This is a genomic window from Rhodoglobus aureus, from assembly GCF_039527955.1.
Taxonomy (GTDB): domain Bacteria; phylum Actinomycetota; class Actinomycetes; order Actinomycetales; family Microbacteriaceae; genus Rhodoglobus; species Rhodoglobus aureus.
The window spans coordinates 1-25,683 of the sequence record NZ_BAAAKW010000026.1 but is presented as its reverse complement, the minus strand read 5'-3'; the positions used below and the strand labels follow the sequence as shown (position 1 = coordinate 25,683).

Annotated in this window: 26 protein-coding genes; 8 read left to right on the top strand and 18 right to left on the bottom strand. The window is 60.8% G+C overall.

The features are described 5' to 3' along the window. Nucleotides 1-11: 11 nt before the first annotated feature. From trmD to ffh, 6 genes are all read right to left on the bottom strand, one after another. A complete protein-coding gene (gene trmD / locus ABD112_RS06590; protein ID WP_343924304.1) occupies nt 12-698 on the bottom strand; it encodes a tRNA (guanosine(37)-N1)-methyltransferase TrmD in 687 nt (228 codons plus the stop codon). A 16-nt stretch (nt 699-714) separates the two neighbouring features. Then, nucleotides 715-1,437, bottom strand: coding sequence for a ribosome maturation factor RimM (gene rimM, locus ABD112_RS06585; protein ID WP_343924302.1), 723 nt, complete (start codon nt 1,435-1,437; stop codon nt 715-717). 3 nt (nt 1,438-1,440) lie between these two features. Then, nucleotides 1,441-1,677, bottom strand: coding sequence for an RNA-binding protein (locus ABD112_RS06580; RefSeq protein WP_219950614.1), 237 nt, complete (start codon nt 1,675-1,677; stop codon nt 1,441-1,443). Nucleotides 1,678-1,680: 3 nt separating this feature from the next. Beyond that, nucleotides 1,681-2,127: a 30S ribosomal protein S16 gene (gene rpsP / locus ABD112_RS06575; protein ID WP_343924298.1), complete on the bottom strand. Its 447-nt coding sequence runs from the start codon at nt 2,125-2,127 to the stop codon at nt 1,681-1,683. 193 nt (nt 2,128-2,320) lie between these two features. Further along, a complete protein-coding gene (locus ABD112_RS06570) occupies nt 2,321-3,103 on the bottom strand; it encodes an LLM class F420-dependent oxidoreductase (RefSeq protein WP_343924296.1) in 783 nt (260 codons plus the stop codon). An 89-nt stretch (nt 3,104-3,192) separates the two neighbouring features. After that, nucleotides 3,193-4,761, bottom strand: a complete 1,569-nt coding sequence (gene ffh, locus ABD112_RS06565) for a signal recognition particle protein (RefSeq protein ID WP_343924294.1) — start codon at nt 4,759-4,761, stop codon at nt 3,193-3,195. 77 nt (nt 4,762-4,838) lie between these two features. Between ffh and ABD112_RS06560 the strand changes: the two genes are divergently transcribed. Beyond that, on the top strand, nt 4,839-5,720 hold the full coding sequence (locus ABD112_RS06560; RefSeq protein ID WP_343924292.1) for an LLM class flavin-dependent oxidoreductase: 882 nt from the start codon (nt 4,839-4,841) through the stop codon (nt 5,718-5,720). A 51-nt stretch (nt 5,721-5,771) separates the two neighbouring features. After that, on the top strand, nt 5,772-6,293 hold the full coding sequence (locus ABD112_RS06555) for a gamma carbonic anhydrase family protein (RefSeq protein WP_343924290.1): 522 nt from the start codon (nt 5,772-5,774) through the stop codon (nt 6,291-6,293). An 89-nt stretch (nt 6,294-6,382) separates the two neighbouring features. Here the strand turns inward: ABD112_RS06555 and ftsY are convergent, their stop codons facing one another. Further along, nucleotides 6,383-7,252, bottom strand: a complete 870-nt coding sequence (gene ftsY / locus ABD112_RS06550; RefSeq protein ID WP_343924288.1) for a signal recognition particle-docking protein FtsY — start codon at nt 7,250-7,252, stop codon at nt 6,383-6,385. 54 nt (nt 7,253-7,306) lie between these two features. Here ftsY and ABD112_RS06545 point away from each other — a divergent pair, with 54 nt between their 5' ends. After that, nucleotides 7,307-7,870, top strand: coding sequence for a histidine phosphatase family protein (locus tag ABD112_RS06545; protein ID WP_343924286.1), 564 nt, complete (start codon nt 7,307-7,309; stop codon nt 7,868-7,870). Nucleotides 7,871-7,960: 90 nt separating this feature from the next. Here ABD112_RS06545 and smc read toward each other — a convergent pair whose 3' ends face one another. Next, the gene (gene smc, locus ABD112_RS06540) at nt 7,961-11,623 is read right to left on the bottom strand and encodes a chromosome segregation protein SMC (RefSeq protein ID WP_343924284.1); all 3,663 of its coding nucleotides are present in this window, start codon (nt 11,621-11,623) and stop codon (nt 7,961-7,963) included. 211 nt (nt 11,624-11,834) lie between these two features. Here smc and ABD112_RS06535 point away from each other — a divergent pair, with 211 nt between their 5' ends. Next, nucleotides 11,835-12,887: a GNAT family N-acetyltransferase gene (locus ABD112_RS06535; protein ID WP_343924282.1), complete on the top strand. Its 1,053-nt coding sequence runs from the start codon at nt 11,835-11,837 to the stop codon at nt 12,885-12,887. Here ABD112_RS06535 and mutM read toward each other — a convergent pair. Genes mutM through ABD112_RS06515 form a run of 4 tightly spaced genes read right to left on the bottom strand, consistent with a single transcriptional unit; the run spans nt 12,820 to nt 15,285 of the window. Next, nucleotides 12,820-13,773 carry a bifunctional DNA-formamidopyrimidine glycosylase/DNA-(apurinic or apyrimidinic site) lyase gene (gene mutM / locus ABD112_RS06530; RefSeq protein WP_343924280.1) on the bottom strand — a complete coding sequence of 318 codons (954 nt, stop codon included), beginning with the start codon at nt 13,771-13,773 and terminating at the stop codon, nt 12,820-12,822. The two genes, ABD112_RS06535 and mutM, sit on opposite strands and share 68 nt — an antisense overlap. Before the next feature lie 5 nt (nt 13,774-13,778). Next, on the bottom strand, nt 13,779-14,480 hold the full coding sequence (gene rnc / locus ABD112_RS06525; protein ID WP_343924278.1) for a ribonuclease III: 702 nt from the start codon (nt 14,478-14,480) through the stop codon (nt 13,779-13,781). Between the two features lie 26 nt (nt 14,481-14,506). After that, entirely contained in the window at nt 14,507-14,710 is a 204-nt protein-coding gene (gene rpmF / locus ABD112_RS06520) for a 50S ribosomal protein L32 (RefSeq protein WP_009772721.1), read from the bottom strand. 2 nt (nt 14,711-14,712) lie between these two features. After that, nucleotides 14,713-15,285 (bottom strand): YceD family protein, encoded by a 573-nt coding sequence (locus ABD112_RS06515; protein WP_343924276.1) that lies wholly within the window; start codon nt 15,283-15,285, stop codon nt 14,713-14,715. A gap of 244 nt (nt 15,286-15,529) precedes the next feature. Here ABD112_RS06515 and ABD112_RS06510 point away from each other — a divergent pair, with 244 nt between their 5' ends. The 3 genes from ABD112_RS06510 to ABD112_RS06500 are packed head-to-tail and all read left to right on the top strand — an operon-like array spanning nt 15,530 to nt 18,289. Further along, entirely contained in the window at nt 15,530-16,504 is a 975-nt protein-coding gene (locus tag ABD112_RS06510; protein WP_343924275.1) for a putative F420-0 ABC transporter substrate-binding protein, read from the top strand. Next, nucleotides 16,497-17,507, top strand: coding sequence for a putative F420-0 ABC transporter permease subunit (locus tag ABD112_RS06505; protein ID WP_343924273.1), 1,011 nt, complete (start codon nt 16,497-16,499; stop codon nt 17,505-17,507). The genes ABD112_RS06510 and ABD112_RS06505 overlap by 8 nt, the downstream gene beginning before the upstream one ends. Next, nucleotides 17,504-18,289, top strand: coding sequence for an ABC transporter ATP-binding protein (locus tag ABD112_RS06500; protein ID WP_343924271.1), 786 nt, complete (start codon nt 17,504-17,506; stop codon nt 18,287-18,289). The genes ABD112_RS06505 and ABD112_RS06500 overlap by 4 nt, the downstream gene beginning before the upstream one ends. A gap of 67 nt (nt 18,290-18,356) precedes the next feature. Here ABD112_RS06500 and ABD112_RS06495 read toward each other — a convergent pair whose 3' ends face one another. The 6 genes from ABD112_RS06495 to ABD112_RS06470 are packed head-to-tail and all read right to left on the bottom strand — an operon-like array spanning nt 18,357 to nt 25,204. After that, nucleotides 18,357-20,579, bottom strand: coding sequence for a transglutaminase TgpA family protein (locus ABD112_RS06495; RefSeq protein ID WP_343924270.1), 2,223 nt, complete (start codon nt 20,577-20,579; stop codon nt 18,357-18,359). After that, entirely contained in the window at nt 20,566-21,936 is a 1,371-nt protein-coding gene (locus ABD112_RS06490; protein WP_343924269.1) for a DUF58 domain-containing protein, read from the bottom strand. The genes ABD112_RS06495 and ABD112_RS06490 overlap by 14 nt, the downstream gene beginning before the upstream one ends. Nucleotides 21,937-21,946: 10 nt before the next feature. Then, entirely contained in the window at nt 21,947-22,942 is a 996-nt protein-coding gene (locus tag ABD112_RS06485; protein WP_425563806.1) for an AAA family ATPase, read from the bottom strand. 26 nt (nt 22,943-22,968) lie between these two features. Beyond that, complete coding sequence (locus ABD112_RS06480) at nt 22,969-23,325, bottom strand: PLD nuclease N-terminal domain-containing protein (protein WP_343924267.1); 357 nt, start codon at nt 23,323-23,325, stop codon at nt 22,969-22,971. A gap of 38 nt (nt 23,326-23,363) precedes the next feature. Continuing rightward, nucleotides 23,364-24,176 carry a coenzyme F420-0:L-glutamate ligase gene (locus ABD112_RS06475; protein ID WP_343924266.1) on the bottom strand — a complete coding sequence of 271 codons (813 nt, stop codon included), beginning with the start codon at nt 24,174-24,176 and terminating at the stop codon, nt 23,364-23,366. 14 nt (nt 24,177-24,190) lie between these two features. Continuing rightward, nucleotides 24,191-25,204 carry a TIGR03557 family F420-dependent LLM class oxidoreductase gene (locus tag ABD112_RS06470; RefSeq protein ID WP_343924265.1) on the bottom strand — a complete coding sequence of 338 codons (1,014 nt, stop codon included), beginning with the start codon at nt 25,202-25,204 and terminating at the stop codon, nt 24,191-24,193. Between the two features lie 110 nt (nt 25,205-25,314). Here ABD112_RS06470 and ABD112_RS06465 point away from each other — a divergent pair, with 110 nt between their 5' ends. After that, on the top strand, nt 25,315-25,563 hold the full coding sequence (locus ABD112_RS06465; RefSeq protein ID WP_343924263.1) for a VOC family protein: 249 nt from the start codon (nt 25,315-25,317) through the stop codon (nt 25,561-25,563). Nucleotides 25,564-25,683: the final 120 nt, after the last annotated feature.

Below are 25,683 nucleotides of genomic sequence, written 5' to 3'. Positions count from 1 at the left end.
TCGGGCGTAAGTTACTGGTCGTCTGGCAGCAAGTCAGGGCGAACCCGACGAGTGCGTTCGAGCTGCTGCTCGTGACGCCAGTCGGCAATCGCCTTGTGGTTTCCACTGAGCAACACGTCGGGCACGGAACGCTCACGCCACGTCGACGGTTTCGTGTAACTGGGGTACTCAAGGAGCCCCTGCTCGTGGCTCTCTTCTGTGAGGCTTTCGGGGTTGCCGATCACGCCAGGAACCAGTCGACCGATTGCTTCGATCATTGCCATCGTCGCGACCTCGCCGCCGTTCAACACGTAGTCGCCGAGACTGATCTCGCGCACTCGCGCGCGTGAGGCTGCATAGTCGATCACTCGCTGATCGATGCCCTCGTAGCGGCCACAGGTGAAGACGAGATGCTTCTCCAGCGCCAGCTCCCGGGCCGCTGCCTGCGTGAACGGAACTCCGGCAGGAGTCGGAACAATGACTACCGTTTCGGGCGTGAGCGTGGCATCCAGCGCTTCACCCCACGGCTCAGGGCGCATCACCATGCCTGCGCCTCCGCCGTAAGGGGTGTCGTCGACGGTGCGATGCCGATCGTACGTAAAGTCCCGCAGATCGTGCACACCGAGCTCGATAATTCCACGCTCGCGCGCCTTACCAAGCAAAGAGATGTCGAGCACCCCAAAGAAGTCGGGGAAGATCGTCACGATGTCTATGCGCACGCGTTGACCCTAACTTCTATTTGGACTCTGGTGCGTCAGTCTCAGGCGCTTCGGCCTCGGCTGCATCGGCCACGGCTGCATCGGCCACAGAAGCTTCAGCCACAGAAGCTTCAGCCTCGACTGCGTCAGCCTGAGGCTTCGCGGTCTTGGCCTTTGGCGCGGTGGCCTCTGGTGTGTCAGCGTCGTCGGCGAGCTCTTCAAAGAGTCCAGGAGGCGGGGTAACAACCATTTCGCCGGTCTCGAGATCGACGCTGGCAACGATCGACTTGACGAACGGTACGAGAACGTCGCCGTTTTCTGTCGTAACCGTGAGCAGGTCTTGTGCAGGAAAGTGATCAACCTGCGCGAGAGTACCGACCTGAATGCCATCGCGGATTACCTTGAGGCCGATGAGTTGGTGGTCGAACCACGCATCCTCTTCTGGCTCCTCGTTGGGATCGTGATCGATCCAGAGGATGGCCTTGACCAAAGTTTCAGCCTCGCTGCGGTCAAGCACTCCTGTGAAGAAGGCGACCGGCTGGGCGTTGAACCACTTGAGCTCGATGAGCTCGAGCGTCTTACCGTGCCAAGCAGAACTTGTTGGCACCTGTAGGGAGAACACGGCGCCCGGAACGAAACGTCGTTCCGGGGCATCCGTGTACATCTCTACTTTGACGGCTCCCTTGAGCCCATGAGCCTTCGTCAGGCGCCCCACTCGCAACTGCGTGCGACCTTCGCGGGGTGTTTTTACTTCGCCCACTGGTTAGAAGTCAGTGTCGACGACGTCGACACGTACTTTGCGACCATCGGCCAGAGCCGTGATCAGCGTACGCAGTGCTTTCGCGGTGCGACCAGAACGACCGATTACACGGCCAAGATCTTCTGGGTGCACGCGAACCTCGAGAAGTTCACCGCGTTGCGTGTTCTTTGCAACGACCTGAACCTCTTCGGGGTGGTCGACGATACCTTTGACGAGGTGTTCGAGAGCGGGAGCGAGCAACTGCTAAGCCTTGTCTGCGTCAGCGGCAGGTGCTTCAGCAGCCTCATCAGCGACGGGAGCTTTTGCAGCTGGTGCCTCTTCAGCCTTAGGTTCAGTCTTCTCAGCCTTGGGCTTGAGAACAGGCTTCTTCTTCTCGTCAGCCTGGAACTCTGGCTTGGCTTCCTTCACCTTGACGGTGCTCTTAGCGTTTTTGTCACCCTTGAAGATGCCCCAGTCGCCGGTCAACTTGAGGATTGCCTCAACCTGCGGGCTCGGCTGCGCGCCAACGCTCAACCAGTACTGTGCACGCTCGGACTCGACCTCGATGAACGAGGGCTCCTCGGTGGGGTGGTACTTTCCAATTTCTTCAATGACACGACCATCGCGCTTTTTGCGCGAGTCTGCAATGACGATGCGGTAGTAGGGTGCACGGATCTTGCCCATGCGCTTCAAACGAATCTTTACAGCCACAATTCTCCTGATTTAAATGTTTTGGTGGCGAACTGCTAGCCGTGAGCGTGGGGGCACACTCGGCACAAAAGCTCTAGTGGATTCCGTTCGTGCCAGATTAGAGGGTCGGGCTACGAAGGACTCAACCGCCTATTCTGCCAGAGTTTTGAGCGCTTCGGGAACCGACAGCGAATAAAGCCCCAAACTGCCAGCGTTAATCGTTTTGCGAGTCGCGCCAGGAGAGCCACTGCTTGGTGCTGGTCAGGTCGTAATCGGGCCCAGTTATACCCAAAGTGAAGAGCGTGATGCCCTGCTCGCGCATGCTGTCAGCATCTTCAACACTCTTATCGCGAAGCTCGTTCGACAGCTCAATTTCGTTGATGTCGCGGCCAATGGTCTCGCAATGGCCAGCCAAGACGCTCAATTTGTGCACGAGTGCGTCACCCGTGGCGAAGCTGTGCCAGATGTCTGCGTGCTTAGCAACCAACTTGAGGGTCTTCTTCTCTCCCCCACCACCGATCAGCACGGGAATCTTGCGCGTGGGCGCTGGGTTTACTTTGCCCCAGCGTGACTCGATGCGAGGTAGTGCCTCGGCTAGAGCATCCAACCGCGATCCGGCCGTGCCGAACTCGTAGCCGTATTCGTCGTAGTCGCGCTCGAACCAGCCTGAACCGGTGCCGAAGATGAAACGCCCATCACTGATGTGGTCGAGGGTGCGGGCCATGTCTGCCTGAAGGTCCGGATTGCGGTAGCTGTTGCAATTGACGAGGGTTCCGAACTCAACCCGGCTCGTCAGTTCGGCCCATGATGCGAGCTCGGTCCACGCCTCAAAGTGCAAACCGTCGGGCTCCCCATAGAGCGGAAAGAAGTGATCCCAGTTGAAGAGCACGTCAACGCCGAGCTGTTCGAGTTCACGAACTCGGTCTCGAATAACCGAATACTCGGCGTGCTGCGGCTGAAGCTGAACGGCAATTCTTACGGGACGGCTCTGTGTCATAACTCCACAGTATCCCGTCGCAGCGGTGCGATTACGAGCAGGCAACGCGTGCCGACAACACCCTCACGCGGGCTTGGGACGGAAGTCGGCTAGCGACCGAGGAACTTCTGCAAGCTCTCAAGTTCTTCGGGTGATGGGCCACCAGCAGCAGGTTTCGAACCACCGAGGCCAAAGCCTGAGCCTGCGGGCGCGGATGGGCCAACAGCACCCTGAGCACGGGCTGCTTCGTCTGCCGCACGCTTAGCAGGGTTGCCCGACTTGGAGCTCTTCTTCTTCTGGCTCTTCTTGGCATTCGCCGACTTGCCGCCATGGCCGCCAGGGATCGGGCCCATGCCGGGAATCTGTGGCGTGCCGCCCTTGGCAACTGTTTTCATCATCTTGGCCGCCTGGTCGAAACGGTTCACGAGCGCGTTCACCTCAGTGACAGTCGTTCCTGAACCACGAGCGATACGTACACGACGCGAGCCATTGAGCAGCTTCGGCACCGTGCGCTCTTTCTTAGTCATCGACTGGATGATGGCCTCAGTGCGCGTGATCTCCGACTCATCGAAGTTGTCGAGCTGCTCGCGCATGCCCTTGGCACCGGGCAGCATCCCCAACATGCTCTTGATCGAGCCCATGTTTTTGAGCTGCTGCATCTGGTCAAGAAAGTCATCAAGAGTGAACGAGTCAGTCGCAAATTTCTCAGCGACCTTGCGCGACTCTTCTTCGTTGAAAGTCTTTTGCGCCTGCTCGATGAGAGTGAGGATGTCACCCAGGTCGAGAATTCGGCTGGCCATACGGTCGGGGTGGAATGGCTCGAAATCGTCGAGACCTTCGCCCGTTGAGGCGAACATGATCGGGCGGCCCGTGATCGAGGCCACCGACAGCGCGGCACCACCGCGAGCGTCACCATCAAGCTTGGACAGCACGACACCGGTGAAATCGACACCCTCTTGGAAGGCACGCGCAGTCTTGACCGCGTCTTGACCGATCATCGCGTCAATAATGAAGAGCACTTCGTCAGGGTCGACAGCCTTGCGGATGTTGGCGGCCTGCTTCATGAGCTCGGCATCCACACCTAAACGACCAGCGGTGTCAATGATGACAACATCGTGCTGCTTGTCTTTAGCAAATTTGAGGGCCTGTTTGGCAACCTTCACCGGGTCACCCTTGCCGTTGCCCGGCTCGGGCGCGAACACTGCGACGCCGGCCTGCTCGGCGACCACCTGAAGCTGCGTAACCGCGTTGGGGCGCTGAAGGTCGGCCGCAACCAACAGCGGAGTGTGGCCGTCGGCAGCAAGCCACTTGGAAAGCTTTCCGGCGAGAGTCGTCTTACCCGCACCCTGAAGGCCGGCGAGCATGATGACAGTCGGCGGGTTCTTGGCGAACTCAATGCGCCGGGCCTCGCCACCCAAGATCGTGACGAGCTCGTCGTTGACGATCTGCACAACCTGCTGCGCGGGGTTCAACGCACTCGAAACCTCATGGCCGAGCGCGCGCTCACGAACGCGGCCCGTGAAGTCTTTGACAACCTCAAGCGCAACGTCAGCATCGAGCAGTGCACGGCGAATCTCGCGAACGGTGCGGTCAACATCCGCTTCGCTGAGCTTGCCCTTGCCGCGCAGGTTCTTGAACGTATCCGCGAGGCGGTCGGTGAGATTTCCAAAAGTGGCCATGATCACACCAGTTTAAGGTGTCGAAGCGCCGCTTGCGAACCCAATGCACTGACAGCGCGCCGCAGTAGGGTGAGACAGTGAGACATGGCATCGTAATCCTCCCCCAACAGCCTTGGGCTGAAGCCAAACATCGCTGGATCCAAGCTGAAGAACTCGGCTTCGATCATGCCTGGACCTACGACCACCTGTCGTGGCGAACCCTCGCCGACGAGACGTGGCACGCGACAGTTCCCACGCTAACGGCAGCCGCGAGCGTGACCAGCCGCATTAAGCTCGGCACCTTCGTCGCGTCACCCAATTTTCGGCATCCGGTTACCTTCGCCAAAGAGCTGGCAACCCTCGACGACGTCAGCGATGGTCGCTTCCTGCTCGGTGTTGGTTCTGGCGGCACTGGCTTTGACTCGACCGTGCTTGGCCAGCCCGAGCTGAGCCCGCGCGAACGTCACGCACGCTTCGAAGAGTTTGTCCGCGGGCTCGATGAACTCTTGCGTTTCGAAGAACCCGGCAGCGGTGGCATCAACTTCAGCGGCGACTGGTTCACCGCAGTGAATGCACGGATGGTCGGGGCACCGGCCCAGACTCCGCGCCTGCCCTTCGTGGTTGCTGCAGAAGGCCCCCGCGGCCTGAGACTTGCCGCAGAACTCGCTGAAGGCTGGCTCACGCTCGGCCGCACCGCTGACACCCTCGAGGAGTGGTGGCAGGTCGTCGCCGAGTCCTCCGCCCGCATGGATGCCAGCCTCGAGAAGGCCGGCCGAGCATCCGCAACTCTCGATCGCTATCTGAACCTCGATGGCGCACCACAGTTCAGCCTCGAGAGCGTCGGCGCCTGGGATGACGCCATCGGTCGCGCTGAAGCTTTCGGTTTCACCGACGTAATCGGGCACTGGCCACGCCCCGAAGGAATCTACGCGGGCGACGAGAGCGTACTGATTGAGATCGCTTCAGGATTCTCGCGGTAACTTTCCTGGATCTCGCACTTGTTTACGCGCGGGTCGCGCTAGCGTGGAGGCATGACAGCTCTCATTGTTCCCATCGCCGGACATACCCCCCAGGTTTCTGACAGCGCCTTCGTAGCGCCGAACGCAACACTGGTCGGGCAAGTCACCCTCGGGGAACGCGCGAGCATCTTCTACGGTGCGGTGCTTCGTGCCGACGTCGACTCGATCACCATCGGTGAAGGGTCAAACCTGCAAGACAACGTGACGGTTCACTGCGATGAAGGCTTCCCAACAACCGTAGGCTCTGGGGTGAGCGTTGGCCACGGGGCTGTCCTTCACGGCTGCACCGTCGAAGATGACTGCCTGATTGGCATGAGCGCAACAGTGCTCAATGGAGCCGTCATCGGCACCGGATCACTCGTCGCGGCAGGCGCTGTCGTGCTCGAAGGCACCATCGTGCCGCCCGGATCGCTCGTCGCTGGCGTTCCTGCAAAAGTTCGCCGCGAACTGAACGACGACGAGATCGCTGGTGTGCGCCAGAACGCCACGCACTACCTCGACATTTCGGCCGCGCACAAAGCGGTCGGCAACTAGCCAGAGCCGGCAGCAAGCGAAAGCTAGCGGCTAGCGCGGGTCGGCAGCAAGCGAAAGCTAGCGGCTAGCGCGGGTCGGCAGCTAAAGATCTAGCCGACGAGATTCTGCACGAAGACATGCGGGGTGAAACCGGTGAGGTCGTTGATGCCTTCGCCCTGGCCGACCAACTTGATCGGGATGCCCGTGCGCTCCTGCACGGCAAGAACGAACCCGGCCTTCGCCGACCCATCCAATTTGGTGATCACAAGACCAGTGACGCCGGCGTGCTGGATGAACGCTTCAGCCTGGGCAACACCGTTCTGACCCGTGGTCGCATCAAGTACAAGCAATACTTCAGCGATCTCGGTCTGCTTCTCCACGACGCGACGAATCTTGCCGAGCTCATCCATCAGCCCGCTCTTGGTCTGCAAGCGCCCAGCTGTGTCGATGATGGCGATGTCGATCGAGTCGCGCTGAGCACGCTCCACCGTTTGGAATGCGACGGAAGCCGGATCTTGACCCTGCTGCTGAGGACGCACAATCGATGCTCCCCCGCGCTCGGCCCACGTCGCCAACTGTTCGACCGCAGCAGCACGGAAAGTGTCAGCCGCGCCAACCACAACAGTGCGGCCGTGGCCAACCAAGAACTTGGCGAATTTGCCGATCGTCGTCGTTTTTCCGACGCCATTGACCCCAACAACTAGGACAACTGCGGGGCGGGCGCTGAGGGTGAGAGTGGGGTCGAGGCGGGCTAGGCGTTCCTCGAGGGTTTCGCGCAGCATCCGCTTCAGGTCTGTTGGATCGTCAGTCTTATATTTGGCGACGCTGGCACGCAGTTCTTCGATGACCGAGTCGGTGATGTCGGGCCCAAAGTCTGCTGAGATGAGGGCGTCTTCAAGATCGCTCCACGTATCGGCGTCGATGGTGTCGCGCGCGAACATAGATTTGAGTGCGCCCGAAAGCGACCAGGATGCTGCCATGAGTACAGGTTAAGGCAGGTCGGCGCCCTCCCCTAACCGCGCTAGGATTTTTGGATGCTCTCACTGATTCGCCATGGCCAAACCGACTGGAACGCTGCCGGACGCATGCAAGGCTCCAGCGACATCCCGTTGAACGACGTCGGGCGTCAGCAAGCTCAGGATGCCGTTGAACTGCTGCGCGGCACCGAATGGGACGTGATTGTCAGTTCTCCCCTGCAGCGCGCCCGCGAGACAGCGCAGATCATCGCCGACGGACTCGGGCTCGAACTTGGTCGCAGCTATGACCTGCTCATAGAGCGCAACTATGGCGAGGGCGAAGGCCTCACCAAGGCAGAGATCGATCAGAAGTGGCCTGATGTGCCGATGTATCCGGGCCTCGAAAGTCTCGACTCGGTTGTCAAACGCGGCATTGAAGCTCTCGACCAGGTCTCAGCCGATTACGGCGACAAGAAAGTGATCGTTGTGTGTCACGGAACGATCATCCGCTACACACTCTCCGAGCTTGCCGGACGCGACTTTGATCACATTCTGAATGGATCAATCTCAACGATCGAACGACTCGCCGACTGCTGGGCTGTGCGCACCGTCAACGGCGAACCGCTGGCCTGGGTCGACTAACTCGCCGCAGTTTCTTTAGCTTGCTTCGGTCTCGCTAGCTTGCTTCGGTCTCGCTAGCTTGCTGCACTTTCGTTTGCCCGCTGCGGTTTTTTAGCTGGCTTCGCTTGACGCGGTCTCTTTCGCAACGCGCTGGCCAACGACCGCGCTGATTCCGTCGGATCGCATGCTCACGCCGTAGAGCGCATCCGCAATTTCCATGGTGCGCTTCTGGTGCGTAATGACGATGAGTTGGCTGGTTTGGCGCAGGTCCTCGAAGATCGCCAAGAGTCGGCCAAGGTTGGCATCGTCGAGCGCCGCCTCAACCTCGTCCATGATGTAGAACGGGCTGGGGCGTGCCTTGAAGATAGCGATCAGCAAGGCGACTGCGGCTAATGATCGCTCGCCACCGCTCAGCAGCGAGAGGCGTTCGATCTTCTTGCCTGCGGGCTTCACTGTGACCTCGATGCCAGTGGTGAGCAGTTCGTCAGGATTGGTCAGGAAGATGCTTCCCGTGCCACCAGGGAACAACACAGGGAAGACATCGTTGAACGCGTTCTTCGTGTCCTCGAAGGCGCTCGAGAAGATTGCCTGCATCTTCTCGTCGAGCTCATCGATGATTGTGAGCAAGTCTTTTCGGGTGTTCGAAAGGTCGGTGAGCTGCTCGGTCAAGAACTTGTGACGCTGCTCGAGCGCCTCGAACTCTTCGAGCGCGAGCGGGTTGACCCGGCCCAAGCGTGCGAGCTTTCGCTCAGCCTTCTGCAGGCGAATCTCTTGTTCGGCACGCACAAACGGGCGACCGGATGCCGCGGGCTCGGCCGCTGCATCATCACTGTTGTTGTCATCGCTGTTGCTACCATCGGCGATGCTGTCGCTGTCGTCGGCGTCGCTGTCGTCGCTCTTGCTGTCGTCGCTCTTGCTGTCGTCGCTCTTGCTGTCGTCGACAACGGCGACCGTGTCATCCGGAACGGCAACCTGTGGGCCATATTCCGCAACGAGTACATCTTCGACGAGGCCGAGTTCTTCACCCGATCGTTCGAGCAAACTGGAGAGGTGCAGCTTCTTTTCGTAGATCTGCATTTCGAGACCGTGCACGCTTTCGCTGACGGCCGAGAGTCGTTCGCGCAGCGCGGACTCCTCGCGGCGCAGCCCCGAGAGCTCCTGGTTTTGGGCGGAACGTTCGGCTTCTTTTGCCCCGAGAACTACGCGGGCCTCAGAGAGCGAACGGTCGACAGAATCGAGCACTGCCGGCAGCATCTCAACAACCCGAGTCGCGGATGCAATCTGCCGTTGACGAATTACCGCCAGTCGTGCCTGTTCTGCGGCCGCTTCACGCTCGCGCACGAGCTGGGCGGCAAGTTGCTCGGCCCGGGCCCGCTCGGCGCGCACCCTCTCGCGGATCGTCTCGAGTTGGATGCGATGCTCAACCTCGCGCGCTCGCGCCGTTTCGACCTCGGCGAGCATGGGGTCACGTTCTGAGACGTCGAGGATGGGTCGCGGGGCGGACTGATAGTCATCGGCTGCAGTCTGTGCGCGACCGACTTCGGCGGTGGCATCCGATACCGCTTCTGTAGCAACGTCGACGGCACGGGCGAGGCGATCGCATTCGGCTTGGGCAGCATCAGCCTGAATACGGTGTCGGCCAAGAAGTTCAGACTGGGCGGCAAGCTGGGCGTCGTATTCGCGCAGTGTGGCAAGCGCGGTTTCGGCATCCGTCTTTGCGGAGGTGAGTTCGCGGCGCTTCTCGTCGAGCTCACAATTCGTGCGCTCGATCTGGGTGGTGACGACACCGAGTTTTTCGGCGGCGGCGTCACGTTCGGCAACGAGTTCGAGTCGTGAGCGTTTGGCGCCAGATCCACCGCGCAAGACGAACTGGGTGAGCACGTCGCCGTCGCGCGTGACAAACGTGATGTCTGCGGCGTTGGTGAGCGAACTGTAGGCGGCGCGGGCAGCGTCAAGGTCATCGGCAATCAACACGTGGGTGAGGAGTCCGTGCACGCCATCCGGCGCGGTTACGACGTCGGACGCCGGCACTGTTCCTTGGGCAGCGCCGAGCGACACCGCAGATTTTGCCGCGTTTGCCACGACTACTTCTACTCGGCCAAAGTCGCGACTGGCAGATTCAGCAAGCGCCTCGATCGCAGAGTCGCGATCCTCAGCAAGGACCGCATCCGCCAGGGTTCCGAGGGCGGCGGCAATTGCTGCCTCGAAGCCGGGGGTGATCTTGACGTGTTCTGCGACCAGCCCCCGAATGCCAGAGAGTTGTGCGGCAACGAGCGCGCTAGAGCCATCTTTCTGATCGACCGCGAGCGAAAGTGCCGAATTGCGGGCAGCAAGAGCATCGCGTTCACGTTCGGAAGCGTGCAGCGCATCACGTAGCGATTCGATTTCGGCTTGGATGCTCGCAACCTTCGCCTCTGCCGCCTCATAGGCGTTGTCGAGCGAGCCATCCGATTCGGTGGTGGAGTTGTTGGCCTCAACCTCGAGGGCCTCAAATTCGGTTTGTGCTGCCTCGCGACGAGACTGCGCTTCGGCGAGCGCCTGCTGTTGACGAACAAGTTCACCCTGAGCGGCAGTGCGCGTCGAGGTGGCTACTTCTACGCGAGCAGTGAGCCCGGCGCTCTCCAACTCGTGACGAGAGACCAGTGCACTCTGCGCGGCAATTTCTTCGTCGAGCGAGTCAAGCGCGGCCTTCGCTCGTGCTGTTGATGCTGCAGCAGCACCGACAGCCTTTTCGGCATCCTCGACACCGGCAGCGAGAGCATCCGCTCCGGCCGTGACTTCGTCAACCAACGTCTGACTCACGGTGTTACCCGACGTGGGCGCGTCACCCTGCTGCCCGAGCAGCGACAGACGCTGATTGGCAAGGGTGTACAGACTGCGCAGGCGTTCCTGCACCGATTCGAGACCGAAGGACACACGCCGAGCCTCATCAACATCGTCACCAACCTGAGCCTGCTCAAGCCGGGCTTCGCGCAACTTGTTCTGATCGAGCTGTTCCTGCAGAACTATGCGCTGCGTCTTGCGTTCGCTCTCGCTGCGGCTGAAATCGTTAATGCTCGAGCGCAGTTCGACAACCTCGTCGGCGAGGAGCCGTGCGCGAGCATCCCGAACAATGGAGGCAATCGAGGCTGCCTCTTTGGCGATCTCGGCCTGCTGACCGAGCGGCTTGAGCTGACGACGGATCTCCCCGGCCAAGTCAGAAAGGCGGGTGAGGTTAGCCTGCATCGCGTCAAGCTTGCGCAGGGTTTTCTCTTTGCGACGCCGGTGCTTGAGGATGCCGGCCGCTTCTTCGATGAAACCGCGACGGTCTTCTGGACTGGCATGCAGCACCGCATCCAACTGCCCCTGACCGACGATGACGTGCATCTCTCGGCCAAGACCCGAGTCGCTAAGCAGTTCTTGCACATCAAGCAGTCGGCACTGGGTTCCATTGATCGCATATTCACTGCCACCATTGCGGAACAGCGTGCGGCTGATCGTGACTTCGCTGTACTCAATCGGCAAAGCGCCGTCGGCGTTGTCGATAGTCAGCACAACCTCAGCGCGGCCGAGCGGACCCTTGGTGGCGGTGCCAGCAAAGATGACGTCTTCCATCTTGCCGCCGCGCAGAGTCTTAGCGCCCTGCTCGCCCATGACCCAGGCCAGAGCATCCACCACATTCGACTTGCCCGAACCGTTAGGGCCAACAACGCACGTCACGCCCTGCTCGAAAGCGAAAGTGGTCGACTGAGCGAACGACTTGAACCCCTTGAGGGTCAAACTCTTGAGGTACACGTCACCGCCTTCACTGTGCTGGCCAACACTGTGCTGGCCAGGTCACTGGCCAACGTGATGGTCAGAACCTTGCTATACGGTACCGGATGCGCGGGGCCCCGCCGTTCTGCCGCGCAGAAGAAGGGTCTCTCATCGCTCTGGTTTCACGTCAGGCGCGGGAGTATTCTGGTCGGCAACTAAGTAGCACCCAACCAGCCAGATTGGTGCGCTCATGACAGAATTCGACATCGCAACTGTTGAGATTCCCCGGGAGCTTGACCCCACCGGCAAAGACGAGTTTTGCCAAGCGATTGCGCTCAGCAATCTGAGTGACGAACTCGCGTTTGGAACCACCGATACCGCGTTTGACGTCGCAGAAGAACTCGCGCTCTGGCAGCCAAGTGAATTTGAGCGCTACCGGATGCTCGTCGCAACGGTCGACGGGCGTGTAGTTGGCCGGGGCACCTATGAAACGACCGTTGGCGAGGATGCCGACACGGCTTGGGTGATTGTGCATGTGCACCCCGACTTCCGCCGGAACGGGATTGGAAGCGCTCTTCTTGCGGAGCTTGAAACGATCGCGCGACGCGACAATAAACGCCAAGTGGTCATGTACGCCCCCTCGTCGCTCAATGAGGGGCCCGTGCTCGCCGCACCAACCGAGTTCGGCTCTGTGTCGAAAAATAACCCTGAAACTCAGTTCTTGCTGGCTCACGGCTTCAGCTTTGAACAGGTTGAACGAGTCAGTCGTCTCGCGCTTGCCGTGCCTGGTTTGTTATCTCTTGTTGATGACGCCATTGATCGCAGCAACCGCGACTACGCCCTACACGAATGGGTTGATCTCTGCCCAGAACGGTGGCGCGAGGATCTCGCAGTCCTCTATACGCGCATGAGCACCGACGAACCCTCCGCCGGCCTCGAGCCTCCTGAGGATGTCTGGTCAGTGGATCGACTGCTCGAATACCAGGAGCGACTCACCGAGAGCACACTGTCCATGGTCTACGCCGCAGTCGAGCACGTCGACACCGGCACGGTGGTGGCGTACACGGCTTTAGCGGTTCCTCGCGAGCCCAGCCGCGCCGTCAATCAGGCGGGCACACTCGTGCTTCAGGAACATCGAGGCAGTCGGATTCCTGCCTATTGGCTACCAAGGAGTGTGGAAGCGGGTTCTGCGCTCGCGTGCTCTAACGGATGCGACACGCGCTCGGGCCCCACCACTAGACCGCGCGAGCCCCAACTCGCACACGCTGGCAAAACCCACAGAAATGCGAGCCGCGGTTCATGAACTGTTCGCGAATGACCTCGCGCCCACAACGCGGGCACTCCTTGCCTTGCTGGCCGTAGACATTCAACGAGTGCACAAAGTAGCCAGATTCGCCATTCACGTTCAGGTATTGCGCGTCGAAGCTCGTGCCGCCCTCGGCCAGCGCCTTAGCGAACACCGCCCGCACTTCTGCGAGCAACAGAACGGCTCTGGCACGGCTCAGCGACTCGGTGGGCTGGTTGTAGTGAATCTGTGCCGCCCACAACGCCTCGTCGGCATAAATGTTGCCGATACCGCTCACGAGGGTTTGATCGAGCATCGCCCGTTTCACTGTGGTGCGCTTCGCTTTCAGCGCCCGCAAAAACTTGGCGTCATCAAAGTGCGGGTCGAGCGGGTCACGAGCAATGTGGGCTACCTGGCTCGGCACGGTTAGGTGCGGCTGATCAAGAGTGGGCAGCATGCTGTCGAGAGACATCGAGCCGAAAATACGTTGGTCGACAAAGTTGAGGCGCAGTGCGCCGTGATCAGGATGATCAAGTTCGATCCGGATGCGCGTGAGCCGGTCATCCGTGCTGCGATCACGCAGCAGCACTTGGCCGCTCATGCCCAGGTGGGCCACGAGTGCTTCGCCGTGGCCAGCCGCGGAGGCGCCAGCGTCATCGTCGGCGCCAGCGGCGCGCTCGAGTGCCTCATCTGCGGGGCCGCCGAGCGGGATCCACAGGAACTTGCCGCGCCGTTGGGGCGCCTGAAAGGTACGGGCGGTGAGCCGGTCGATGAAGTCTTCGCTCGGGCCATCGTGACGACGAAGCGAGCGCTCATCGAAGACGGTGACGGATGCCGCAGTCGCGCCTGTAATGGCCGGTTCGAGGCCGGCGCGAACCACTTCGACCTCGGGAAGTTCAGGCACGAGAGTTACTTAGTCGCGGTTTGAAGGAGAGTCCAAGCTTCAAGCGCTGCAGCCATCTCTGCCTGCTTCTTGCTCGAGCCGACACCCGTAGCAATGACCTCATCGCGCAGAACGATGCTGGCGTGAAAACGCTTGGAGTGGTCGGGCCCGCTATCTTTGATGCGATAGTCGGGAGCCCCGCGGCCTAGGTGGGCTGCGAGCTCTTGAAGGCTCGTTTTGGGGTCCATTGCGGCCCCAAACCGCTCAGGGTCGGCCAGCAGTGGTGCGACCAGGCGCAAGACGAGCGCGGTCGCTTCGTTCTCGCCAAGGTCGAGGTAGGCGGCACCGATGATCGCTTCGACAGTGTCGGCCAGGATGGACGGCTTTTCGCGGCCGCCCGTCTGCTCTTCTCCCTTGCCAAGGCGAATGAATGCACCAAGCCCAATTTGGCGCGCGATTTCGGCAAGCGCGACAGAGGAAACAAGACTAGCCCGACGCTTGGCAAGGTCTCCCTCGTCAAGGTTCGGGTTATCGCGGTACAGCTTGACCGTTACTGCCTGGCCAAGAATTGAGTCACCAAGAAACTCGAGTCGCTCATTATTGGCAATTCCGCCGTTTTCGTACGCGAAAGAGCGATGCGTCAACGCGAGCACAAGCAAATCAGGGGCAATACTGACCCCGAGCACGGCGGAGAGCTCAGCCGGTGCGCTAGAGCCCGTGACCGCCATTCTCGACCCAAGTATGTGAAGACTAGTTAAACGTCAGCTACCTTGCGGCCCTTGTACTCCATGTACAGGGGGGTGCCAGCGGAGTCTTCGACTACCTTGGCGCGGTGCGGGAGGCTGTAAACGGTCTTGCCATTTTCGACGGTCTTGACGAGTGTGGGAGGCGTTGCCTTCCACTGGGCGCGGCGCATGCGGGTGCTGGCCCGCGACATCTTGCGCTTTGGTACTGCCATGACTAACTCTTTTCTTCTTGGGTCTCAGGTGAATCGTTCGCGTCGTGCGAGTCTTGCGTGAAATCTTGGAGGCCGGCCAACGCTGCCCAGCGTGCATCGATGGGCGCTTCGTGTTCATGTCCTGGATTGTCGAGCAACCGAACCCCACACTCAGGGCACAGGCCGAGACAATCTTTCTGACAGACCGGCTGGAACGGTAGCGACAACACCACCGCATCCCTGACTACTGGTTCCAGGTCGACGTGTTCGTCGATAACCGTGTAGTCAAAAGCTTCGTCCTCAGAATACGCGAAAAGTTCTTGAAACTCGACCCGAACAGGCATCGCGATATCAATGAGGCAGCGAACACACTCGGCCTGAGCTGTGCCGGTTACCCGAGCATCAACCAGAACACCGTCGTGAAGCGACTCAAAACGCGCATCAATGCCCAGCTCAGCGCCCTTCGGCACCGCAATTACGGCGTTGCCAAAAGATTCGGATACGACGACGTCGAGGGAGTGCTCTCTCATCTCACCGGGACGGTGCATGAGGTCGCGCACCAACACGGCGTACGGATTCTCGCTGATTCTAGACACGATCGTCAATTCTACCCCCGCGAGGCCCTCGCTGTCGCCCCCGGTCAGCGATCGCACAGTCACACGATGCGCGTGTGAGCGACAGCCGCGGCATCCGCACCCCAATAGACTGGGCTACACAGACCCGTGCGCTTGGTATGGCGTGGTTGGTTTGCCCAGGAATTGGGCTGCCGGTCTTCTCGAAACACTATTCACATTCTTCGGCGCGCCCAGTGCCGAAATTCGCGGTTTTTCGGAGGCCCTTTTGTCTGTTTTTTCTCGCACTGTGCTCGTCGCCGGTGTCTCAATTTTTGCCCTCAGCGGATGCGCGGCTACCGCCTCACCGTCCACTACGCCCTCCCCCGATGCAGCAGCAGGCGCTGTTGAGCTCAGCAATTGCGGCTTCGATGTGAGCTTCGACTCCGCGCCTGAGCGCGTTATTACGATCAAGTCGTCGACTACCGAGCTGCTGCTGGCGCTCGGATTGGGCGATCGCATCATTGGAACCGCATTTCAGGATGGTCCGGTGCCCGACGAGTGGGCATCCGAAGCTTCAGGGCTCACCTCAATCGCCGAACGCGTGCCGAGCGAAGAGGCTGTGCTCGATCTAGAACCAGATCTCGTGTTTGCCGGCTGGGAATCCACGTTCAGTGCCGATGGCGCAGGCGAACGTGCCGACCTAACGTCACTCGGCATCAACACTTTCGTTGCTCCCTCTGCATGTCAGAGTGCCGAGCAGCCCGCCCAGTTGAGCTTCGACAATGTGTTTAGCGATATCGAGACTGTTGCCTCGATTTTCCGCGTTGATGCGAGCGACCTGGTTAACGACCAGCGCGACCGACTCGCCGCAATTGACGCCAACGGTGACTCACGCACTGCCCTCTGGTTCTCGTCAGGCTCGGACACCCCCTACGTTGGTGCAGGAATCGGTGCACCCCAGCTCTTGCTCGACACCGTAGGACTCACCAACATTGCCGCCGATGTGGATTCCACCTGGGCTCCGTACAACTGGGAAGCCGTCGTTGACGCTGACCCCGATTTCATTGTGCTCGTGGATGCCGCCTGGAACAGTGCCGACAAGAAGATCGGTGTGCTTGAGGCGAACCCTGCAACCGCAAACCTGAGCGCTGTGAAGGCTGGCCGTTACCTCGTGGTGCCGTTCGCAGCGAGTGAAGCTGGCGTGCGAAGCGTAGAGGCTGCCGAAACTTTGTCGGCTCAGATTGCGGAGCTTGATGGCTAAAGTTTCCCCGCTCGCTCTCGGCACCGCACTCGGGGTCGCACTTCTGGTGTCGATCACGGTTGCGGTGACGATCGGGCCTGCCGACATCCGGTTTGATGAGGTCTGGCGGTCTATTGGTAGCCATCTCGGGATCGGGGTGAGCCCGCTGAGCGAGCTGCGTGATGGCATTGTGTGGCAGTTGCGGTTGCCGCGCGTGCTGACCGCTGCCTCGGTGGGCGCTGGGTTGGCGTTGAGCGGGGCGGTTATGCAGGCCATCACGCGCAATCCTCTTGCTGACCCGTACCTACTCGGGCTTTCCTCGGGCGCTGCCCTTGGTGCCGTGTCGGTGTTGCTGTTGGGCGCCGCCGTCTTATTGCCCTTGGCAGCGTTTGTTGGCGCACTGCTCGCGCTCACCCTGACACTGTTGCTTGCAGGTTCACTCGGCGCGATCACGCCATCACGCACGGTGCTCGCGGGTATCGCTGTCTCAGCGCTCGCATCGGCAATTACGAGCTTTGTGATCTTTTGGAGCGTCACCGGCGACTCCTACCGCGAAGTACTCTCCTGGCTCCTTGGCTCGCTCAGCGGAGCCCGCTGGCCCGCCGTCGCCATCACGATGACGGCCATCCTAGTGGTCGGTATCCCCGTGATGCTCACCGGGCGCCTGCTCGATTCCTTTGCCTTCGGCGACGTGCAGGCAGCGTCGCTCGGAGTGAACGTCAGCGCGACGCGGTGGGGACTGCTCGCCGCAACCGCTCTTGTCACCGGCGCCATGGTGTCGGTGAGTGGCTCCATCGGCTTTGTCGGCCTGATATTGCCTCATGCGGTGCGACTGCTCGTAGGCCCTGGCCACCGCGCCCTGCTGCCCCTCAGCACACTGCTTGGCGCCGTCTTTCTCGTGTGGGCCGACACGCTCGCCCGCACCATCTTTGACCCGCGAGAGATTCCCGTGGGAATCGTGACCGCCATGATCGGCGCCCCCATCTTTGCGCTCCTGCTCACCCGCCGAAAGAGTTCAACATGAGCGAGAACAGCGGCCTTGTCGGGGAACGCATCAGCATCACCGCCGACGGCACACTACTCATCGACAACGTCGACTGCACTGTCGCGCGCGGCTCGCTGAGCGCCCTCGTCGGGCCAAACGGTGCCGGAAAATCCACCCTGCTTCGTGCGCTCACAGCAGTGCGGGCCCCGGCATCCGGATCCGTACACTTCGACGGCGACAATCTGCTCGGGATGCCGCGAAGACAACGCGCACGCCTTGCGGCGTTCGTGGAGCAGGATGCCACCACAGACTCTTCGCTCACGGTCGACATGGTTGTGCAGCTTGGCCGCCTCCCCCACCAGTCGATGTGGGAAGCGGATTCCGCAGAATCTGCAGCAGTCGTAACCGAAAGCCTCGCCACGGTGGGGATGACCGGATTTCGCGACCGCGAATTCCCAAGCCTCTCGGGCGGCGAAAAGCAGCGCGTGATGCTCGCGCGGGCACTCGCCCAGCAGCCCCAATTGCTCGCCCTCGACGAGCCAACGAACCACCTCGACATTGCCGCACAGCTCTCGGTGCTCGACCTGCTCGCGCACCTGCGCACGACCGGAGTCACTGTATTGGCAGCGTTGCACGATCTCTCGCTTGCGGCGAGCTACTGCGACCACATCATCGTGCTCTCGCATGGCCGCGTCGTAGCGGCGGGCGCGACCGAAGCTGTGCTGACCGAAGCGCTGATCGCCGAGGTCTACGGGGTGCGGGCATCCATTCTGCGCAACCCCGTGACGGGCAAACCTGTCATCGGCTTCAGCCCGGCTTAGGGCATCTCTGTCACCGGGCCCGGCCTAAGGCGTCCGGTTCGTCGGTCAATTGGCCGGCTGCCCGCGCTTAGCGCTTCCGCTCCACTGGCCCAAACGCCGTGCGCGGCGCCCACCGTGCGCGCAGTCGGGCTCGCCAACTGGACGATGCTCGCAGCGATGCTAGTGAGGCCGTCACTGCTGTTCGCCGCAACGGTGTTGTGCGCGGGCTGAAGGCTGCGACTTCGACGCTTGCCAACAGGGTCGCGAGCGAGTTCGTGGTCGACGCACCCATCTGACCCGACAAGTTCTCGGACTGCTGGCGCGGCGTTGCGGTCGCGCTCAGGTCGAAGCCCAAATCTGTTGCGGTGTCGCACACTTCGCGCCACGCAGGGGCAATAGCGCCGCGTGACACCGCCGACAAGCGCAGGCCACGGCGAACCAGTCTCACGAGCGCCGGGATCAGCAACAGAATCGGCAAGGCAAGCAGCAACAACCAGAACGGGGATGCCGCTACCGAACCCGAAAGCGGAGTTGTCGGCTCCTCGTCAAGAGGCAACTCAGGGCGTGCCCCGGAGGTCGCCGTCGGCGTTGACGTTGGGGTCGCCACAGGCTCTGGCTGCGACTCATCCACATCGGGCGTGCTGGGATCATCGGTGATGCTTTGCGCAAATCGAGGTTCAGTGCCGACAGAGACGGTGGGCTCGAAGCGGATCCATCCGATGGTCGGAAAGTACAATTCTGGCCACGCATGGAGGTTGTCGGTCGAGATCACAAACTTGATCTCATCGGTCTCCTCATCGACCTTCTTTTGCCCCGGAGTGAAGCCGACAACGACCCGCGCGGGGATGTCGAGCGTGCGTGCCATCGCTGCCATCGCCGACGCAAAGTGCACGCAGTACCCGCTCTTGGCGCTCAGGAATTCGCCGAGCACGCCAGCACCCGAACCGTCATAGTCATCCGTCAGCGGCGCGTTCTCGGAGTACTCGAAGTCGCCATCCTTGAAAAACGATTGGAGGGCAAGTGCCTGATCAAAACGAGTGGGCTCACTGCCCGCCACTTCTTTCGCTGTGACTCCGACAATGGTTGGCAGGGTGACTGGCAGCGCAAGATACTTCTCGAATCCCTCGGGCAACGTCGTGGGAGCTGCCTCAAGCTGTTCAATCGATGGTGCGGGCGTGATGTACGACACTTCGTACTTTTGATTCTTTGAGTTGCTATTCACTGTCGAGACGGTGAGTCCCTCAGGCTCCCAATTCCAATCGCCTTCGAGCCCAGAAATGCCTGACGATGCGTAGGGAACCGGCAAAAACTTGCCCCTGATGCGCTCAATTTCGATCTGCATCGTCTTCTCGGTACGCGGAACTTCCGGCGCGAGCCCAGCCGGCTCCGGGAAAGAATCGACCGCGTCGCTACTTTCGTTGTCGCCCTCGGACGGCCTCCAGGTGTCGTCGTCGAACTCATCGAGCACCGCAACCCTCAGGTACTCGCCGGCGCCCTCCGCGGTGTAGCGCAAGGCGAGCAGCGGTGCATTGCGACGCAGATCACTGCTCAGGTTGATGATCGGGTTCACGCCGGTCGAGATTAGTCCGGGGCGGCTGCCCAGTTCGGCCGCGGGCTCAACGCTCGGCAACAACACCGGAACGGTCAACGAGATCACAAGAGCCACTGACACCAACGGCCAGGCTGCCCGCACGCTGACACGCGGAGACGCAACCAGCAAGATCGCGACATACGCCAGTGACGTCATTGCAAAAACGAAAGCGTCGTGCAGCTCGCTGCGAATAAGACTCGGCACGAGCAACAGAATTAGTAGCGGGATGCCGGTGAGCGCCGGTTTGCGAATAACGAACGCCGCGGCGTCCATAGCGATTGCCACTGCCACCGCACCCAAGCAGATCAGGAACACGATGCCGGTGTCAGCATCCGCAGGAAAGCGTTGGTTCGCTATTGACTCGTCGCCGTCGCTCGCAAGCTGCGCGAACCGCGCAAAAGTCTCCCCGGTCGGCACGATGCCCGCAATCGCCGTGTCCGCAGCGAACATGAGAACGAGAACTAACGCCGCAGCCGCGACGGCCACAGCAGAACCTACAATCGCTCTTCGGCGCGTGCGGCGAACGGCCGCTGCCGTCGCGAACGTCACCATCACAACGGTCATGAAAGGAAACCACCAGGCGCCCTCGGTAAGCACAGCGCCCAAGCTGCCTGCAGCAACGCCAACAGCCAACGCCATTACACCGGCCAACGACCACACACGCACCCGGTGATCGTGACGCTCGATGCTGTTCAACCGCGCTTGCTCAGTTGCGCTCACGGGCCAACCTCGATTCCGTGACAAAAAGATTCCACACGTCGGCGACATCGTCGAACGACTGCACCGAGATAACCTTCCAGCCCGCAGCGCGCAGTTCCTCCGCCAGCGGTGGGCGGTTCGCTGCGCCAAAGCGTGCTCGATCGCCTAAACCAGAAGTCGTCTCGATGATGAACGCCACTGCAAGCACATTGCTCGTGGCTTGGCTCACTAAGAAATCGACGGTAGACGGCTCAGGATTGGCGACCAGAGCGATGACCGGCCCGCGGGCGAATGAACGCGAAGACGGCTCACCCCACCAGTCGGCTGGCGTTTCGATCGGGGCCAGAGCCGCAAGACGAGTGAGGAGCTCTTGCTCGGCCGAAGACCGGCGATGAAGTGTGGCTGCATCCGTCAACTGGGACTGACCAGTTTCGATGATCTGCACCAAGAATCCCTCACGGCGCAGCTGCACGGCTGCCGCGGCGAGCATCGTCACGACCCACTCAAAGCGAGCGCTGTGCGATTGGGATTCGCCGTTACCACCGACCGCTCGCAGAACCGTCGCCCTGCTCGCATCGGGATAACCCTCTAGCCGCGTGTCGACGATGATGCGTGCTTCGGGGTAGCTGTGTTGCTCCTCCTGACGAACCATGAGGCTGCCATGCCGAGCGGATGCCTTCCAATGAACCCGGCGCATTGCATCACCCCGGCGGTATTCGCGCGTCATCGCGTCGTCATCGTCGCCCGCCGAACGCCGCTGGACGACACGAGCCTCGCCGTCACCCGACTGAGCGATAAGAGCGCTTGTCGTGAGCTGCGCGACCCGAGGTGTCACGATCAGGGAGGATTCGGAACCGACATTCCAGGCGCCCCACGCAAGCTCAAAGGGGTCCGTCGCTTCTACGATTAGCGGGCCGATCTCAAAAATTCCGCGAGTGGCGGGAGTCAAGGAGTACGACAGCTGCGCAGCACTGAGATCACTCGCTAGTCGGGTCTTTACAGAGAGACGAGGCAACCAACCGCTGTCGGTCACCCACGGACGCCAAGGCAATGCATCCCGCCACCGCACCGGGGACGTTGCACGCTTCGAATGATTGTCGACCCGCAAAGTCACAGCAGTAGTGCTTCCTGCCTCAACCACGGGGAAAGAGAATCTGCGCGAAACGCTCAGCGCGGACTCCCTGCTGCGCACAAAAGCCAACGCCACGAGAGGCAGCGCCACCGTGAAGCACCCGACATATAACAAAATGGGCATACCTGTGGCGAACCCCACAAGAACGGCCACAAGGCCCAACGCTACGAAAGTGACTCCCCGACGCGTGAGGCGCGCCCCGCCCAGCACGATGCGAATCGATCGCCGAAAATCTGCGCGGGCCATGAGCCTAGACCTAGGAAGCAGCAGCGACTACAGGAACCGGAGTCTCGGCCACTATGCGCTCAATCACGTCAGCGATCGAATGACCCGACAGCACCGCCGCAGTGTCACCGGTGTGGCGTGCGGGAATCATCCGGTGAGCCAACACCGTTACGGCCAAGGCGTCGATGTCATCGGGCAACACGAAGTCACGACCATCGACTGCAGCGCGAGCCTTTGCCGCCCGCACCAAGTGGAGCGTCGCCCGCGGGCTCGCCCCCACCCGAACTTCACGGTCACGACGAGTCGTCTGCGCGATCGCGACGGCATATTCCTCGACCGCAGTGCTGACAAAGACACGACGCACCGTGGCAATGAGATCGCGCAACTGCTCGACCGTCACGACAGGCGTGAGCGAATCGAGCGGGCTCGTGAGCTCACGCGAGCGCAACATGGCTAGCTCGGCGTCAGCATCCGGGTAGCCCATCGAAATTCGCGCCATAAAGCGATCCCGCTGAGCCTCAGGCAGCGGATACGTGCCCTCCATCTCGATGGGGTTCTGAGTCGCGACCACAATGAACGGGCTCGTGAGCTCATAGGTGTGACCGTCGACCGTCACGCTCGACTCCGCCATGCACTCAAGGAGCGCCGACTGCGTCTTGGGGCTAGCGCGATTGATCTCGTCACCGATCACGATGTTCGCGAAAACCGGGCCCTTCTTGAACTCGAAATCACGCGTGTTCTGGTTGTAGACCGAAACGCCAGTGATATCGGCAGGGAGCAGGTCAGGGGTGAACTGAACTCGCGACACTGAACAATCGACGCTGCGTGCCAGCGCCCGAGCGAGCATCGTTTTGCCCACCCCTGGCACGTCTTCGATGAGGAGATGACCCTCTGCCAGAAGCACCGTGAGCGCCAACCGCACGGCATCTGCCTTGCCGTCAATCACCGTCGAAACGCTGCGCACGATGGCAGCACAGTGATCATGGAACACGTCATCGGGCATCGGTGTGGAAGTCACATCATCCATTCATTGAGTCTGCCAGCGCTGGTGCACTACGGCAATTGCTTGCGGTGGCGCAGCTTCTCTTCAAGCTCGCGAATTTTCTCTTGCTTCTCGAAATACTCGATCTCGGCATCAAGTTTGGCGAGCTCAGCTTCTGTGTTGCTCGTTTCGAGCTGGCGTAGTGCCTCGTGGCGTTGAGGCGCACCAAAGCTGCCGAAATTGTTGGCTGGCGCATATTCGCGACCGATTGCAAACCAGAGGATGGTGCCGATGAGTGGCAAGAAAATCACGACAAAGATCCACGTGACCTTTCCCAAATTTTTGATGCGTGATTCGTCGATCAGAATGATGTCAATCAGCACCGCTATGAGCATCGCGAAGAACGCGAGCGAAATCAGACTCCCCATCAGATCAGAATAGAGCCAAACCTCTCGACAGTCGAGTATTAATCTTCTTTCAGGTCAGTGTCGTCGTGAGCTTCATCAAAACCGGCGAGCCACGCTTCCTTGGTGCCCAAACGGAACATGTCGTCGGCACCCACTCGAACAAGTGAACGCGCGCCTGGCGCCTCGAGCTCGGCGACGTAGTGGGCGAGACCACGCACGATCGCGACGGGGAATCCCCCAGCCTTGCCCTTCACGAGATCTGTCGCTGCGGCGAGTTCGTCAGCCACAGCAGTGACGCTGACGGCGAGGGGACGACCGGATGCATCGACGGTGCCCCGCAGATCATCAAGCACACGGATACCGGCCGCGCCGATCGCAATATCAGCCTGACCTCTTCGCCAGGGTCGGCCCACCGTGTCGGTGATCACGACGCCGACATTCACGCCGAAGCGCTCGCGCAGTCCGGCGCAAAGGTGACGCGCAGTCTCATCCGGGTCTAGCGGCAGCAGCAGCACGATGCCGTCGGGGGTATTGCTTGAGTCCACGCCGGCTGCGGCCATCACGAGCCCGAGACGGTTCTCGACAATTCGGGTGACACCATTGGGATGTTCGCGTGAGGCGACCACGCGAACCGTCTCGTCAGTGATGGCTTGCTCGCGATCGGCAGCCTGCACAGCGCGTCCCTCAGCCTTGCTCACGATCTTGGAGGTCACCGTCAGAATGTCGCCATCCTCCAGCCCGCCCGACTGGGTATCGCCAGAGTCGGCGATCACTGCGGCCGCGATCACCTCGACCAGGTCGTCTCCGGACACAATCTCGGGGATACCGGGCACGGCCCATGCGCTCATTCTCACGCCTCTAGTGTGCGGCATTGCCGTCGCCGACACTATTTGCGCAGCGCTGGAAGCACGTCGCGACCAAATACATCGAGGAACTCGAGCTGATTTCGTCCAACGTTGTGGAGATAAATGCGGTCGAAGCCGAGATCAAGGTAGCTCTGGATGTAGGCACGGTGCACGTCGGGATCGGCGCTGACGGGCATCCGCCCCTCGAAATCTTCTGGACGCACCATTCGCGCAAGCTGCTCAAGCTCGAAGGGTGAACGGATGTCGTTCTTAGCGAACCGCAAGCCACCATTTGGCCATTCGCTGAGGGCATTCTTCATCGCCTGCTCATCGGTCTCAGCCCAACTAAGGTGCAGCCGCAAGACACGGCTTTGCTTGGAGGTGTCTCGCCCAGCTTCACGGGCGCCTTCGGCAAATCGTTTGAGCAGCAGGTCAATCTTCTCGAGCGGCGCCGCCTCAGTAATCAGGCCATCAACTGCCTTGCCAGCACGCTTGGCGGCGACGGGTCCCGCTGTCGCAACCAAGATTTCGGGCGCCGTTTCTGGCATCGTCCAGAGTCGGGTCGATTCCAAACGGTAAAACTGGCCGTCATGCCGCACATCCTTGCCCGAAAGCCCCGACGCGAATAACTTCTTGATGATCTCAACGGCCTCAAACATCCGGTTGATGCGCTCGGGCGCTTCTGGCCAGTACTGCCCAACCACGTGCTCATTGATCGCCTCTCCACTGCCCAAACCTAACCAGTGCCGGCCAGGGTTCATCGCGGCAAGCGTGGCTGATGCCTGAGCCACCATCGCCGGATGCCAACGAAATGTGGGCGCAGTGACTCCCGTTCCCAAATCGCCGCTGGTGGTCTGGCCCAGAGCGCTCAACACGTTCCACACAAATGACGCCTGCCCCTGCTGGGGAATCCACGGCTGGTAGTGATCAGCCGCCATCACGCCGCGAAAACCGCGCGACTCAGCGTGCTGGGCGAACGCCAACACTTCGAGCGGATGAAACCGCTCAAGCATTGCGGCATAACCAATGTGGGGCGCAGAAACGGATGCGGGCATCTGTCTATTGTTGCGCGGACTGCGAGGAGCGCGATCGTCGCTCAGACAGAACCACTGAATTACGGCTGCTTCGCAAGGATAATCGGCGGTCTAGATGATGAGGAGCTGCCATGAATCTCGGCGCATTTTCGATCAGTTTGACGGTGAAAGATCTCGCTGCATCTACAGCGTTCTACGAGAAACTAGGGTTTGCCGCATTTGGCGGTGATCCAACCCAAGGTGGGCGATTCTCAAGAACGGGGACCGTGCCATCAAGAGTCACCATCGTCAGCGGTGCCGACGATTCAACTGAGGGCCCCGCCAGCATCGTGCTCGAAGACCCCGATGGAAATCCGATCCTAATCGACCAGCACCGGTAGAAACATACGATTGACGCCCCGAGGAATCATGTCAAGATGCGCGCGAGGATTGATTCGTGGAATCATTTGAGAGTGCGCGCGAGGATGGTCTGGCTGCTGGTCCTTTCTTGCTGGTCGTCA

What these genes read in the sequence shown, in the direction of transcription:
- ABD112_RS06570 (WP_343924296.1), bottom strand. Translation starts at nt 3,103, where the DNA reads ATGACACAGAGCCGTCCCGTAAGAATTGCCGTTCAGCTTCAGCCGCAG.
- ffh (WP_343924294.1), bottom strand. Translation starts at nt 4,761, where the DNA reads ATGGCCACTTTTGGAAATCTCACCGACCGCCTCGCGGATACGTTCAAG.
- ABD112_RS06555 (WP_343924290.1), top strand. Translation starts at nt 5,772, where the DNA reads ATGACAGCTCTCATTGTTCCCATCGCCGGACATACCCCCCAGGTTTCT.
- ftsY (WP_343924288.1), bottom strand. Translation starts at nt 7,252, where the DNA reads ATGGCAGCATCCTGGTCGCTTTCGGGCGCACTCAAATCTATGTTCGCG.
- ABD112_RS06545 (WP_343924286.1), top strand. Translation starts at nt 7,307, where the DNA reads ATGCTCTCACTGATTCGCCATGGCCAAACCGACTGGAACGCTGCCGGA.
- ABD112_RS06535 (WP_343924282.1), top strand. Translation starts at nt 11,835, where the DNA reads ATGACAGAATTCGACATCGCAACTGTTGAGATTCCCCGGGAGCTTGAC.
- rnc (WP_343924278.1), bottom strand. Translation starts at nt 14,480, where the DNA reads ATGGCGGTCACGGGCTCTAGCGCACCGGCTGAGCTCTCCGCCGTGCTC.
- rpmF (WP_009772721.1), bottom strand. Translation starts at nt 14,710, where the DNA reads ATGGCAGTACCAAAGCGCAAGATGTCGCGGGCCAGCACCCGCATGCGC.
- ABD112_RS06505 (WP_343924273.1), top strand. Translation starts at nt 16,497, where the DNA reads ATGGCTAAAGTTTCCCCGCTCGCTCTCGGCACCGCACTCGGGGTCGCA.
- ABD112_RS06500 (WP_343924271.1), top strand. Translation starts at nt 17,504, where the DNA reads ATGAGCGAGAACAGCGGCCTTGTCGGGGAACGCATCAGCATCACCGCC.
- ABD112_RS06490 (WP_343924269.1), bottom strand. Translation starts at nt 21,936, where the DNA reads ATGGCCCGCGCAGATTTTCGGCGATCGATTCGCATCGTGCTGGGCGGG.
- ABD112_RS06485 (WP_425563806.1), bottom strand. Translation starts at nt 22,942, where the DNA reads ATGGATGATGTGACTTCCACACCGATGCCCGATGACGTGTTCCATGAT.
- ABD112_RS06480 (WP_343924267.1), bottom strand. Translation starts at nt 23,325, where the DNA reads ATGGGGAGTCTGATTTCGCTCGCGTTCTTCGCGATGCTCATAGCGGTG.
- ABD112_RS06475 (WP_343924266.1), bottom strand. Translation starts at nt 24,176, where the DNA reads ATGCCGCACACTAGAGGCGTGAGAATGAGCGCATGGGCCGTGCCCGGT.
- ABD112_RS06470 (WP_343924265.1), bottom strand. Translation starts at nt 25,204, where the DNA reads ATGCCCGCATCCGTTTCTGCGCCCCACATTGGTTATGCCGCAATGCTT.
- ABD112_RS06465 (WP_343924263.1), top strand. Translation starts at nt 25,315, where the DNA reads ATGAATCTCGGCGCATTTTCGATCAGTTTGACGGTGAAAGATCTCGCT.